The 12181-nt window shown below is 71.6% G+C and carries 15 protein-coding genes and 5 tRNA genes; 9 read left to right on the top strand and 11 right to left on the bottom strand.

Annotated features, from left to right (window positions below; genetic code table 11):
• Nucleotides 1-91: 91 nt before the first annotated feature.
• A complete protein-coding gene (locus ACIQTP_RS09205) occupies nt 92-526 on the bottom strand; it encodes a TIGR02611 family protein (RefSeq protein ID WP_403397814.1) in 435 nt (144 codons plus the stop codon).
• Between the two features lie 191 nt (nt 527-717).
• Here ACIQTP_RS09205 and ACIQTP_RS09200 point away from each other — a divergent pair, with 191 nt between their 5' ends.
• Nucleotides 718-1131 carry an SsgA family sporulation/cell division regulator gene (locus ACIQTP_RS09200; protein WP_003959770.1) on the top strand — a complete coding sequence of 138 codons (414 nt, stop codon included), beginning with the start codon at nt 718-720 and terminating at the stop codon, nt 1129-1131.
• Nucleotides 1132-1704: 573 nt separating this feature from the next.
• The gene (locus tag ACIQTP_RS09195) at nt 1705-2262 is read left to right on the top strand and encodes a CGNR zinc finger domain-containing protein (protein WP_402047807.1); all 558 of its coding nucleotides are present in this window, start codon (nt 1705-1707) and stop codon (nt 2260-2262) included.
• A 67-nt stretch (nt 2263-2329) separates the two neighbouring features.
• Here the strand turns inward: ACIQTP_RS09195 and ACIQTP_RS09190 are convergent, their stop codons facing one another.
• Entirely contained in the window at nt 2330-2482 is a 153-nt protein-coding gene (locus ACIQTP_RS09190) for a hypothetical protein (RefSeq protein WP_168490065.1), read from the bottom strand.
• A gap of 144 nt (nt 2483-2626) precedes the next feature.
• Nucleotides 2627-3073 carry a hypothetical protein gene (locus tag ACIQTP_RS09185; protein ID WP_403397812.1) on the bottom strand — a complete coding sequence of 149 codons (447 nt, stop codon included), beginning with the start codon at nt 3071-3073 and terminating at the stop codon, nt 2627-2629.
• A 169-nt stretch (nt 3074-3242) separates the two neighbouring features.
• Between ACIQTP_RS09185 and ACIQTP_RS09180 the strand changes: the two genes are divergently transcribed.
• Nucleotides 3243-3761, top strand: coding sequence for a DsbA family protein (locus tag ACIQTP_RS09180; protein ID WP_402047801.1), 519 nt, complete (start codon nt 3243-3245; stop codon nt 3759-3761).
• Nucleotides 3762-4002: 241 nt separating this feature from the next.
• Here the strand turns inward: ACIQTP_RS09180 and ACIQTP_RS09175 are convergent, their stop codons facing one another.
• The 3 genes from ACIQTP_RS09175 to ACIQTP_RS09165 form a co-directional block, all read right to left on the bottom strand.
• Nucleotides 4003-4827, bottom strand: coding sequence for a GNAT family N-acetyltransferase (locus tag ACIQTP_RS09175; RefSeq protein WP_403397810.1), 825 nt, complete (start codon nt 4825-4827; stop codon nt 4003-4005).
• Between the two features lie 70 nt (nt 4828-4897).
• Complete coding sequence (locus tag ACIQTP_RS09170; protein WP_403397807.1) at nt 4898-5719, bottom strand: aminotransferase class IV; 822 nt, start codon at nt 5717-5719, stop codon at nt 4898-4900.
• A 1-nt stretch (nt 5720) separates the two neighbouring features.
• Nucleotides 5721-6770 carry a chorismate-binding protein gene (locus ACIQTP_RS09165; RefSeq protein WP_403397805.1) on the bottom strand — a complete coding sequence of 350 codons (1050 nt, stop codon included), beginning with the start codon at nt 6768-6770 and terminating at the stop codon, nt 5721-5723.
• A 156-nt stretch (nt 6771-6926) separates the two neighbouring features.
• Here ACIQTP_RS09165 and ACIQTP_RS09160 point away from each other — a divergent pair.
• The 5 genes from ACIQTP_RS09160 (at nt 6927) to ACIQTP_RS09140 (ending at nt 7404) form a co-directional block, all read left to right on the top strand.
• Nucleotides 6927-6999, top strand: a tRNA-Gly gene (locus ACIQTP_RS09160).
• Nucleotides 7000-7038: 39 nt separating this feature from the next.
• Nucleotides 7039-7112, top strand: a tRNA-Cys gene (locus ACIQTP_RS09155).
• Between the two features lies 1 nt (nt 7113).
• A tRNA-Val gene (locus ACIQTP_RS09150) sits at nt 7114-7185 on the top strand.
• Nucleotides 7186-7219: 34 nt separating this feature from the next.
• Nucleotides 7220-7291, top strand: a tRNA-Val gene (locus ACIQTP_RS09145).
• A 38-nt stretch (nt 7292-7329) separates the two neighbouring features.
• Nucleotides 7330-7404: transfer RNA gene (locus tag ACIQTP_RS09140), tRNA-Val, on the top strand.
• 67 nt (nt 7405-7471) lie between these two features.
• On the opposite strand, the gene ACIQTP_RS09135 is transcribed toward ACIQTP_RS09140, so the two are convergent.
• From ACIQTP_RS09135 to ACIQTP_RS09120, 4 genes are all read right to left on the bottom strand, one after another.
• Nucleotides 7472-7771, bottom strand: coding sequence for a zf-TFIIB domain-containing protein (locus ACIQTP_RS09135; RefSeq protein ID WP_054230604.1), 300 nt, complete (start codon nt 7769-7771; stop codon nt 7472-7474).
• Between the two features lie 74 nt (nt 7772-7845).
• The gene (locus tag ACIQTP_RS09130) at nt 7846-8784 is read right to left on the bottom strand and encodes a phosphotransferase family protein (RefSeq protein WP_403397802.1); all 939 of its coding nucleotides are present in this window, start codon (nt 8782-8784) and stop codon (nt 7846-7848) included.
• A 355-nt stretch (nt 8785-9139) separates the two neighbouring features.
• On the bottom strand, nt 9140-9346 hold the full coding sequence (locus ACIQTP_RS09125) for a hypothetical protein (protein ID WP_168490070.1): 207 nt from the start codon (nt 9344-9346) through the stop codon (nt 9140-9142).
• A gap of 198 nt (nt 9347-9544) precedes the next feature.
• Entirely contained in the window at nt 9545-9820 is a 276-nt protein-coding gene (locus tag ACIQTP_RS09120; RefSeq protein WP_060902353.1) for a hypothetical protein, read from the bottom strand.
• Nucleotides 9821-10016: 196 nt separating this feature from the next.
• Between ACIQTP_RS09120 and ACIQTP_RS09115 the strand changes: the two genes are divergently transcribed.
• The gene (locus tag ACIQTP_RS09115; protein WP_403397798.1) at nt 10017-11339 is read left to right on the top strand and encodes a serine/threonine-protein kinase; all 1323 of its coding nucleotides are present in this window, start codon (nt 10017-10019) and stop codon (nt 11337-11339) included.
• Between the two features lie 12 nt (nt 11340-11351).
• Here ACIQTP_RS09115 and ACIQTP_RS09110 read toward each other — a convergent pair whose 3' ends face one another.
• A complete protein-coding gene (locus ACIQTP_RS09110) occupies nt 11352-12170 on the bottom strand; it encodes an RNA methyltransferase (protein WP_075027593.1) in 819 nt (272 codons plus the stop codon).
• Nucleotides 12171-12181 lie beyond the last annotated feature (11 nt).

Here is a 12181-nt window from a genome sequence, read left to right as displayed (position 1 = left end):
GACCAGCCAAGGGGCCTCCAGGAAGGACCTTCGGAGCGGTACCGGAAGGGCTCCTGTCACGAGCCCCGTCGCGGGTCGCTTCACCCGTCGGTCACTCCTGGATGTTCCACGGCATCTGGACGCCGGACTTCCAGAGGTAGACGCCGCCAAGGGCGGCGACGATGACGACACCGACACTCGTGAGGATGATGTTGCGGCGCCGCACCTTCGGGTCGAGTGCCCGCTGTGTCGCCTCCGTGACCTTGCGCTTCGTCCAGCGGAGCACCAGCTGCGCCCAGACGAACTCGGTCGCCCAGACCGCCATGCCGCCGAAGATCACCAGCCACCCGGGACCCGGCAGCGGAAGCATGATCACGCCCGCGCCGACCACCGCGAGCCCCACGACGAAAACACCCACCTGCCAGCTCAGATGCAGCGCACGGCGGGCCTTGATGAATTCCGGCGCCCGCGATCCGAGCGGCGCCTCGCTCTTCGTCTCGCCATCGGCCGTGGCGACCTCGCCCGGCTCGTCACTCCCCGTATTCATACGGCCAAACCCTACCGGAGAGAAACCAGTCACCGGAATGGCCCTATCCGGCGAACGTACTCTCGGCCGGAAGAGTTACGTAAAGACACGCAAAACACTCAGAGGGGTTTACAACGGCACCGTAGGTGGCATGTCGATTTCGCCGACGTGCGAATCCCCGAGCGCACACTGAGCGAAAGGCCCTGGCGCTTATGAACACCACGGTCAGCTGCGAGCTGCACCTGCGCCTCGTTGTGTCGAGCGAGTCCTCACTGCCTGTACCCGCAGGACTGCGGTATGACACGGCCGATCCCTACGCCGTGCACGCCACCTTCCACACCGGAGCCGAGGAAACCGTCGAGTGGGTGTTCGCCCGCGACCTCCTCGCCGAGGGCCTGCATCGGCCCACCGGTACCGGCGACGTCCGAGTCTGGCCGTCCCGGAGCCATGGCCAGGGCGTCGTATGCATCGCCCTGAGCTCCCCGGAGGGCGAGGCCCTGCTGGAAGCCCCGGCGCGGGCCCTGGAATCGTTCCTGAAGCGGACGGACGCCGCCGTGCCCCCCGGCACGGAACACCGGCACTTCGATCTCGACACGGAGCTCTCACACATCCTGGCCGAGAGCTGACGAGCCCCCCATAGAGCCGCCCGGCGCCGTCCACTCGGGGAGACGGCTCGGGCCTAAACATCTGCAATGGGCACCACCGCAAAGGGCACGAACACCGGCGCCGTCGCCGCGGACTCCCGCGGGGGCGGCGCCGGTGCGCGTGGTCGACGGCAGGCCTCGACGGCTCCAGCGCCGGGGCGCGTGGCCTCGGCAGCTCTTCTGACCTTGCCGAGGCGGGGACGCCGACGAGGGCCGATGAGGGCGCCGCCTGGGGCACGGGACGAGGCAGGCGCCGGGCCGACAGGCCGGGCCGGGCCGACAGGCCGGGCCGACAGGCCGGGCCGGGCCGACAGGCCGGGCCGGGCACGCCCGGCGCTCCCCGCACACCGACCGTGAACCGGCCCGGAGGGGGCCGAGGCCGTTTCGGAGGTGTTCAGGGTGACGTTCGTGGCCCGTGACCTGGCCCGCGGACTGGCCCGGAGGCGTGGCGGACCGCGTGCAGATCGACCACCCCCGCTCCCCCACGCCAGGAAGCCACTACGATCGGCCAGCATCGAAGGGCGCCCGCCCGACCCCCAGGCCAGGGAGCGAAACGTGCTGATCACCCACGACACCCGGCGATCCCTCGACGCCGTGGTGGACCTGGTGAACACCGCGCCGGAGAACGACACGACGGACGGGCTCTCGGATGTCGCGTCCCTCGCCGATTTCGTACGAAAACACGGGATCAGTGATGTCGGCGTGCTGTCGGAGCACGACCTCGCGGCCGTACACGGGATCCGCGGCCGGTTCGCCGGAGTCTTCGCCGCCGACGACCCCCGTACCGCCGCGGGTCTCATCAACGAGCTGGTCGCCGTCGCCGGCACCACCCCCCGGCTCACCGACCACGACGGCTACGACTGGCACGTGCACTACTTCGCGCCGGGCGCCTCGGTCGCCGACCACCTCGCGGCCGACTGCGGGATGGCACTGGCGTTCTTCGTGGTCGCCGGGGAGCAGGACCGGCTACGGCGCTGCGAGGCCCCGGACTGCCGGCACGCCTTCGTGGATCTCTCCCGCAACCGCTCGCGCCGCTACTGCGACAGCCGGACCTGCGGAAACCGGCTCCACGTGGCGGCGTACCGGGCACGCCGCAAGGAAGCGGCGGGCTGACGGACACTGGACGCGCGGCGGGCTGACGGAGCCCTCGGCGGGTGACGCCAGGGGCTCCGTGTACGGCTCAGAGCAGCAGCAGGTCGTGCAGCGAAGCCATGAGCAGCAGACAGCCGATCACCGCAAGGAAGATCATCAGCGGTGGCTGGGAAAGCGCGTAGAGACAACCCCGCGGCTCCTCGGGAGGGGCGGCGGTGTCGCTCTGTGTTGTGTCCAGCATCTCGCGGCGATGATGACGCAGCCACCACCCACTCCGCGATCAACACGCCCGGAATGACCGGGAGTTCGCCAATATCCGCGATGAGCAGGCACGAACGTGATCGTTTCCGCGCTCTCCCATGATCCTCTGTGTCGTTTCAGTCCGTCATATGCCGCGCTTCTTCAAGATGGCCTCGATGTCGCTGAAGTCGTCGTCGGAACCCGTGGCCCGAGGCGTCGTCGCGGGCCGGGTGGCCGGACGGGAGCCCTGGCTGAGCGAGGGCGCCGAGGCCGCGGGGGCCACCGCCTCCCGCTGGGCGGCCCGGCCGGCCGCCTTGCGCTCCTTCCGGGTCCCGCCGCCACGCCGCTCCACCGCCCGCGTGGTCATGAACAGCAGCCAGGCCACACCCAGCACGGCGAAACCCGCCCACGCGGTGGGGCTGAAGGCGGTGTCGGCCAGCCAGCCGACGACTCCGGTCATCACCAGGCCGACCGGCACCAGCGAGTAGGCGGCGATGCGGGCGGCGGAGAGGAAGCGCTTGCGGTAGGCCGTGACCGCGGCGATGCCGAGGCCGGCCGCGGAGACGGCGGAACAGACGGTCTCGGCAATCATCCGGTCCTCCAGGGCAGGGCTCGGTAGAGCGGGTCGTTCGTCCCTTCCATCCTGCACCGCCCCATGCCCGATATGCCATGCTCCGGGCGGACCTCAGGGACATCTCCGGGTCGGGGTCCTCCCCAGGTCCCGGTTGGGGCGCGTCGGCAGGGCTGGGAGACTGGGTGCCATGAACGACTCCTCCGCAGCCCGCGCCACCGCCGTCCTGGACGTCTGGTGCGAACTCCAGTGCCCCGACTGCCGCGGCGCCCTCGCCGACCTGCGCGCTCTGCGCGCCCGCTACGGCGACCGTCTGGAGCTGCGGCTGCGACACTTCCCGCTGGAGAAGCACAAGCACGCCTTCGCCGCCGCGCAGGCCGCCGAGGAAGCCGCGGAGCAGGGCCGGACCTGGCCGTACGTCGAGGCGGTCCTCGACCGTGTCGAGGAGCTGGACCGCAAGGGCGAGCCCTTCCTGATCGAGGTGGCCCGCGAACTCGGCCTGGACGCCGAGGAGTTCGACACCGCCCTGATCGACGGCCGGCACATCCTGATCGTCGACGCCGACCAGGCCGAGGGCAAGGCCATCGGCGTGACCGGCACCCCGACGTACGTCATCGGCGGCGAGCGGCTCGACGGCGGCAAAAGCCAGGAGGGCCTGCGCGAGCGCATCGAGGAGATCGCCGACCGCCTGCTGGCCGAGGGCGCGTAGCACTCGGTCTCGTAAGCACTCGTTCTCGCGAGACGGTCTAGTGCCGCAACAGGCAACGTTCGCCCCGTCGCGACGCCCGGCACGCACTCTCGCCGCACCAGCCGAAGACCCAAGTACGTCCAGTACGAGGGCCTCCGGCCGGCACGCCGAGAGCACGCACCGGACGCCGCTCCTTGACGGGCAAACGTTGCCTGCCGCGGCACTAGTAAGGCGGTCTGGTGACGTGGTCCGGCGAAGTGGTTCAGAGCAGGTTCTTGTAGAGGCAGTACTCGCTCGTCGTATAGCCGAGTGACTCGTACAGCCTCTCCGCCGGGGTGTTCCCCGCGAACACGTTGAGGCCGATGCGGTCCCTCCCGCCGGCCACCGCCCGGGCCTCGGCCAGCAGCATCAGGGTGCGCCCATGGCCGCGGCCCCGGTGCTCGGGGTCGGTCTCGACCCCGAGCACGAACGCCGCGTCGGGCCACAGACCCACCCACAGCGTGCCGACCGGGATCCCCTCGTGTTCCAGGACGCTGAGCACCGTGTTCTCGCTGGCCACTCCGTCCGGCAGGAACCGGGCCAGCCCCTGGTCCGTCTTGCGGTACGCCTCGGCCTCGGGCACGCCCCGCTCGATCTGCGAGCGGGCGAACCCCTCGCGCTCGTCCGCCAGCCAGGGCACGTACTCGGCCTCGGTCATGGGCCGGGCGACACCGCCGGCGGGCAGTTCGGGGCCGGGGCCGTCCAGGCGCTTCGTCATGACGCGGTTGCTCAGGACGTACCCGAGTGTCGTGGCGAGCCGGAGCACACCGTCCGCGTCCCCGGGCACCGACGTCTCGACGCGCTTGCAGCCCCAGCCGCGGGCCACCTCCTCGGCGGCGAGCACGGCCACCGTGCCCCGGCCCCGCCCACGGTCGGGTTCCTCGATGTACAGCTTCCCGACGCGGGCCACGGTGGGGCCGTACTCCGGATGCGTGGAGAGGTGGATCCCGCCCACGGGACGACTGTTCACGCACACCTTGTAGCGGCGGGACAGCGCCCCGTCGGCTCCGCGCTGAAGCGGCTCGGTCGGCCGCAGGGTGGTGGTCATCAGGGGTGTTCTACCCGTCCCGTGCCCCGTCGTCATCCTGTTTTGCGCGCTGACGTGCCACGGGCGGCCTCTACGGGTCGAGGTCGCTTCCGGCCCGCTCCTCGAAGACCCGCATGGCCTTGGCGGTCACCGGGCCCGGCGCGCCCGGGAGTTGGCGCCCGTCGACCCGGTGCGCACCCTGCACGTCCCGCAGCGTGGACGTCAGGAAGACCTCGTCCGCGCGCTCCAGAACGTCCAGCGGAAGATCGGTCTCCCTGGCGCCGGTCCATTCGACGGCGAGCGCGCGCGTGATGCCGGCGAGACAGCCGGAGGCCACGGGCGGGGTGTGGATCTCGCCGTCGAGGACGACGAAGACGTTCGACCCCGTGCCCTCGCACAGCTGCCCGACCGTGTTGGCGAACAGCGCCTCGCTCGCGCCCTGTTCGCGTGCGCGGGCCAGGGCGACGACGTTCTCGGCGTACGAGGTGGTCTTGAGGCCGGTGAGGGCGCCGCGCTCGTTACGGGTCCATGGCACCGTGATCACGGCGGTGGAGTCGGGGCGGCGGGTGGACTCGCCGAGGACGACCAGCAGGGTCGGGCCCTGTTCGCCGCGGTCGGAGCCGAGCGGGCCGTAGCCACCCGTGTACGTGATCCGCAGTCGGCCGAGTGGCATCGGGTTGGCGTCCAGGACGGCGACGCAGGCGCGGCGCACCTCGTCGAGGTCGGGTTCGGGCAGCCCCAGGCCGCGCGCCGAGCGGGCCAGCCGGTCGAGGTGGCGGGTCAGCGCGAACGGCCGCCCCTCCACCGCCTTCACGGTCTCGAAGATGCCGTCGCCCACGGTCAGTCCGTGATCGAAGACGGAGACGCGGGCGGACTCCATGTCCTGCAGGCCGCCGTCGAGCCAGATCTTCACGTCAGAGAGTCCTTCCACTTTCGTACGCGTCTCCGTACTGTCCCGACGCTACCGCGAGCAGCCTGGCGGCCTTCAGCTCGGTCTCCTGCCATTCCCTTTCCGGGTCGGAGCCCCAGGTGATGCCGGCGCCGGTGCCGAAGCGCAGGACGCCTGCGGCGCGGTCGGTCCAGAAGGTGCGGATGCCGACGGCGAGCTGTGCGGTGGTGCGGTCGGCGTCGACCCAGCCGATGCCGCCGCAGTAGGGGCCGCGGGGTGCGGTCTCCAGGGCGTCGATGATGGTCAGGGCGCTGGTTTTGGGGGCGCCGGTGACGGAGCCGGGCGGGAACGCGGCGGCCAGCAGTTCGGGCCAGCCGGTGTCGGCGCGCAGGTGGCCGCGGACGGTGGAGACGAGGTGGACGAGCCCGGGGTGTTTTTCGACGACGCACAGGTCGGGGACGGTGACGGTGCCGGTGGCGCAGACGCGGCCGAGGTCGTTGCGGACGAGGTCCACGATCATGACGTTCTCGGCGTGGTCCTTGTCGAGGAGGTCGGCCTCGGTGCGTCCGGTGCCCTTGATGGGGCCGGATTCGATGACGGAGCCGGTCCGGCGCAGGAAGAGTTCGGGGGAGGCGGTGGCGATCTCGACGCCGTGGCGGGGCAGGCGGATGGTTCCCGCGTAGGGGGCGGGGTTGCCGCGGGCCAGCAGCGCGGTGAGGGCGTCGATGTCGGTGTCGGGGGCGAGGGGTGCGGACAGGACGCGGCAGAGGTTGGCCTGGTAGACCTCGCCTGCGGCTATGTGGGCGCGGATGCGGCGTACGCCGGAGGTGTACGCGGCGTGGTCGAGCGAGGACGTCCAGTCACCGGGGGTGGGGCCCCGCCACTGCCCGGGGACGGGGGCGGGCACGGGTTCGGTGCGTACGTCGGCGAAGCGGGCGCAGACCAGGCCGCCCTCGAAGTCGGCCGCGACGGCCCAGAAACCGGCCGACTCCAGGGCCGCGGGGTCGCTGGTGACGTCGAGGAGGCCGGTCGCGACGAGGCCACCGAAACGGGCGAGAGGAGGGAGGTCGAGCACGCAGTCGAGTCTAGGTCGGGTGACCTGCGGGTGCCCTGACCGTGTCCTTTGCCGGACAGACCGCAGCACGCTGCGCAAACGCGTTTTTGTGCTGGCCCGGGAATCCGCTAGAGTTCAACACGTCGCCGGGACGCGCAAGCCGAACGGAAACGACACGCGGACGTAGCTCAGTTGGTAGAGCGCAACCTTGCCAAGGTTGAGGTCGCCAGTTCGAACCTGGTCGTCCGCTCGCAGGAAGAGGGGGATCATCCCGAACCCTCAGACTCCTGGTGGAGTGGCCGAGAGGCGAGGCAACGGCCTGCAAAGCCGTCTACACGGGTTCAAATCCCGTCTCCACCTCCAAGGACGATTAGCTCAGCGGGAGAGCGCTTCCCTGACACGGAAGAGGTCACTGGTTCAATCCCAGTATCGTCCACTGGTCCGCAAGGACCCGGTCCATCTGGATCCCCGCGCGATTAGCTCAGCGGGAGAGCGCTTCCCTGACACGGAAGAGGTCACTGGTTCAATCCCAGTATCGCGCACGCAGTACGCACCACCCGCACCATCTGCAGGTTCACCTGCGCGATTAGCTCAGCGGGAGAGCGCTTCCCTGACACGGAAGAGGTCACTGGTTCAATCCCAGTATCGCGCACCATCCGAAGCCCCCGGCCGTCTCGTACGGTCGGGGGCTTCGTCGTGTCAGGCCGTTCCTCCGGTCGTGCTCAGGAGGAGAAGAGCATGTGGCCGAAGCTCTTGTGGCGGTGGTGACCGCCGTAGTGACCGCCGCCATGGCCTCCGTGTCCGCCGTGCTGCGGGGCGCCCCACGCGGGCGCGGGCGCCGAGGGGTAGGCCTGCGGGGCGGGCGGGGGCGGCGCGGGCTGCGACCACTGGGACTCCACGCGGCTCAGCGCCTCCAGCTCGCCGTAGTCGAGAAATATCCCGCGGCAGCCGCTGCACTGCTCGATCTGGACGCCATTGCGGTTGTACGTGTGCATCGGCGCATGGCACTTCGGACACTGCATGCTCGGCTCAACTCCTCGCCGTTCGGTACCGCTTCCACCAGGACAGACACTGTCCGGCCTCGAACGGTTGCACCCTACGCGGTCGGGCCCTGCGCCAACTCGGGCGGGACGGCTCCCATTCGGTCACAGGCGTCGATCACGGCCTGCTGCACCTCGTCCAAGGGGCGGTCCTCCCCCAGGGACTTGGCGATCGCCAGGGCCGCGGTCTGCACGGTGAGGGCGCGGGCCGCCACGTCCAGAGCGGGCCAGGGGTCGCCGTCGGCGGGTACGGCCGGGCCGCCGGCGCGTTGGTAGGCGGTCAGGAAGCGGGTCCACTCGTCGGGCGGGAGCAGGCCGCAGGCGTACCAGGCGGCCGGGCGGGCCAGGTCCCAGGTCGGGACGCCCACGCCGAGGTCGTCCACGTCGATGAGGAGCCAGGGGCCGGTCGGCGCGGGGTGGCGGACGAGCTGGCCGAGGTGCAGGTCTCCGTGGCAGAGGGTTCCCGTGGGCGGCATGGGGTCCTCGGCGCGGGCCCAGGCGGGCAGGGTCGCCCAGGCGCGCAGCACCGGGGCGGCGGCCGGGTGCGGGCCCGCGGTCCGCAGCCGGGCGATCGCCCGGGCAGCCTTGGCGGGGCCCCGCATGGGCGGCAGGCCGTCCGGCGCGGGGGTCCGGTGGAGGCGGGCCAGCAGGGTCGCGGCAGCCTCCCAGGGAGCGGCCTCGGGGCTCTGCGGGTCGACCGGGGTGCCGTACGGCCAGAAGGTCACCAGGCGGCCGTGGAGGTCGGCGGGCTTCCGGCGGAGCGGGGCGAGGAGGGTGCCGCTGAGGGCGGGGTGTGCGGCGAGCTCGAGGCGGCGGGAGAGTTCGGCGGGGTCCGTGCCCGGGGCGTGGGCCTTGGCCACGGTGTCGCCGTGGCGGACGACGGTGCCGTCGTGGCGGTCGGCGAGGACGGAGTCGTGGTGTGTGCAGGGGGAGTCGGCGGGGTGGGCCGCGGTGCGCGCCCCGGCGGTCAGGGCGGGAAGCACGTCTGCGGTCACGGGGCCCCCTGGGGTGTGCGGTCGGTACCTCGCGAGCGTACGTTCTCCGCTCCCGCGGCCCCCTTCCAGTCCCCTCCCGTTCCCGGGGGCTCCGCCCCCGGATCCCCGGGTGGGTTCGTCGGGTGCGGGTGGGTGGGGGGCCGGTCGCGCAGTTCCCCGCGCCCCTGGTCCGTGGGGCTGCGCCCCCGGCCCCCGCACTCGGGGAAACCGGCCCGCACCCGCGTCAGGGAAAAACAATGCCCGCGCAGCTCCCCAGCTGCGCGGGCATTTGTGCCGTCCGCCGCACCCCCGTCCCCACGGGGTTTCATGGCCGGATGTCCCCGCCCGGACCGCTCTTCCGGGCCTGGGGCGCCGCTCAGCGCCCCAGCATCACGCCCACGGACGACGCCTGTGTGACCACCGCGTCCCAGCCGCCGAAGACGACTACGAGCAGGGCCGCCAGGGGAAGGACCATCACTGTCGCCACCAAGGGGTGGCGCTGACCCTGACGACGCGGGCGGAACGCGGCGCTGTACGCCTTGCGTCCTGTGCGGATCGCCGTCCGCGGTGCCGTGTGGGCCATGGTCCCTCTCCTGACCGAGCATCTATGTGGTTGGCAGCGGCGAGTGTCTGACCTCGGGGGACGAGTGCTGCACCCGCCGCTTGACCTCAAATCTATGGGCGCGGCGGCGATCGGTCGTCATGCCCTCGTACCGATTGCCGGGCCTCCCGGAGGATGAGCGATGACCTGCGGTGTACTCCCCTGGGTGGAGATGAGGACCTAGGTCTCAGGGTCTTCCCGGAGGGGGCGTCCGGTGTGCCCCGACTGTTCCGAGCTGTCCTCCCTCGGCACCGGCTGCTCGACCAGCGCCAGCACCCGAGTCGCCATGAAGCGGGCGGTGCGCACCACTGATCCGCTTCGGGTGACTTCGCTCACTTCCACCACCCCCCGGCGCACCGCGGTCTCCACTCTGCGACCCGCCCTGCTGGCCACCACCTCGTACGTACGCGTCGTGTCCCCGGCGTCCACGACTATCTCCACGCGATCACCCTTCACAGGTTCAATCCCCCTTCTGCGATGGACGGTTGGGATCACAGGCAGCCCAAAGCAGTCCTGTTCGCGCATTCCCTGACCGTCTTTCAAGTTTCCCACCCGGCACTGACAATCGATCGGGCCGTGAGGGCGCGGCCTCTGCGCGCACCCGGCCGCGGAAACGTAAGCTGTGGCTCGTCAAACGGACCGGGCAGCGGGGATGGACATGGCGATGATGCGCCTGAGGCGCGAGGACCCGCGTGTCGTCGGCTCGTTCAGGCTTCACAGGCGGCTCGGCGCGGGTGGGATGGGCGTGGTCTACCTGGGCTCCGACCGCCGTGGCCAGCGGGTCGCGTTGAAGGTGATCCGGCCGGATCTGGCGGAGGATCAGGAGTTCCGGTCGCGGTTCGCCCGCGAGGTCTCGGCGGCCCGGCGGATCAGGGGCGGCTGCACGGCGCGGCTCGTGGCCGCCGATCTCGAGGCGGACCGCCCGTGGTTCGCCACGCAGTACGTGCCGGGGCCCTCGCTGCACGACAAGGTCGCCGAGGAGGGCCCGATGTCGGCCGCCGACGTGGCCGCCGTCGGGGCCGCGCTCTCCGAGGGGCTCGTCGCCGTGCACGAGGCCGGTGTCGTGCACCGGGATCTCAAGCCCTCCAACATCCTGCTGTCCCCGAAGGGGCCGCGGATCATCGACTTCGGCATCGCCTGGGCGACAGGGGCGAGCACCCTGACGCACGTCGGTACGGCGGTCGGCTCACCCGGGTTCCTCGCGCCCGAGCAGGTGCGCGGCGCCGCCGTCACCCCGGCCACCGACGTGTTCGCGCTCGGTGCCACGCTGGCGTACGCGGCGACCAACGACTCGCCCTTCGGACACGGCAGTTCCGAAGTGATGCTGTACCGAGTGGTGCACGAGGAACCGCAGTTGCACGGCGTTCCGGACGCGCTGGCTCCGCTCGTCCGCGCGTGTCTGGCCAAGGACCCCGAGGAGCGTCCCAGCACGCTCCAACTCTCCCTGCGGCTCAAGGAGATCGCGGCCCGCGAGACGCAGGGCATGGCGGACGTCCGCCCGCCCGCGCAGCGCAATGATCCCGACCGGCCGACGGGGCGCCTCGCCGAGCAGTACGCCGAGCAGCCCACCCAGCGCCGCCCGCAGGGCACACCGCCGCCGCGCACGGGCGGCACCAACGGGGGCTCACGGCCGTCGCAGTCGGGTGCGCGACCCGCGCCCGCCCGGAGCACCGGACGCTCCGGCAGCAGGCCCGCGCCCCGCAGCGGCGCCGGGCGTCCCGCGCCCCGGACCACGGGGACCGGGCGGCGGCCCGCCAATCCGCGCCTGTTGCGCCAGCGGCTCTTCGTGTTCGTCGTGGTGACGCTGCTCGTCGCTTTGGGCATCGCGGCGGCGCAGGGCTGCCAGGGGCCGGCCCGCGGGCTGGACGACGGGGGCACGCGCAAGGACGTACGACAGGAACAGCCGTCGTACGCGCCGCCGCCCGGCGATCTGATGGCCGAGCAGTACCACAGCCGGATCAGCGAGGACGGCTGAGCCCGACAGGCCCTACGCCTGTGGGCGGCCCGTCGCCACCGCGTAGAAGGCGACCGCTGCCGCCGCGCCGACGTTGAGCGAGTCGACGCCGTGCGCCATCGGGATGCGGACCCATTCGTCCGCCGCCATCAGAGCCTTCGTGGAGAGGCCGTCGCCCTCCGCGCCCAGCATCAGCGCGACCCGGTCCATCCGGTGCGGGGCCGCCTCGTCCAGGGACCTCGCCTTCTCGTCCGGGGTGAGGGCGAGCAGGTTGAAGCCGGCGTCGCGGACCGTCTCCAGGCCCTTGGGCCAGGTCTCGAGACGGGCGTACGGGACCGAGAAGACCGCGCCCATCGAGACCTTCACGGAGCGGCGGTAGAGCGGGTCCGCGCAGTCCGGGGAGAGCAGGACCGCGTCCATGCCCAGGGCCGCGGCGGAGCGGAAGATCGCGCCGATGTTGGTGTGGTCGTTGACCGCCTCCATGACGACCACCCGGCGCGCCGACCGCAGGAGTTCCTCGGCTGTCGGCAGCGGCTTGCGCTGCATGGACGCGAGCGCGCCCCGGTGCACGTGGTAGCCGGTCACCTGTTCGGCGAGCTCCGGGCTGACCGCGTACACCGGAGCCGGGAGCTCGTCGATGACATCGCGCATGACGTCGACCCACTTGGCGGACAGGAGCATCGAGCGCATCTCGTACCCGGCGTCCTTGGCGCGTCTGATGACCTTCTCACCCTCGGCGATGAACAGGCCTTCGACGGGTTCGCGCTTGCGGCGCAGCTCCACGTCGGTCAGGCCCGTGTAGTCACGCAGACGCGGGTCGTCGGGGTTCTCAACGGTGATGAGATCGGCCACAGGGTGATACT

The sequence above is a fragment of the Streptomyces sp. NPDC090798 genome, from assembly GCF_044768965.1.
Taxonomy (GTDB): domain Bacteria; phylum Actinomycetota; class Actinomycetes; order Streptomycetales; family Streptomycetaceae; genus Streptomyces.
The sequence above is the reverse complement of the archived record's forward strand: the minus strand, read 5'-3'. Positions and strand labels throughout refer to the sequence as shown.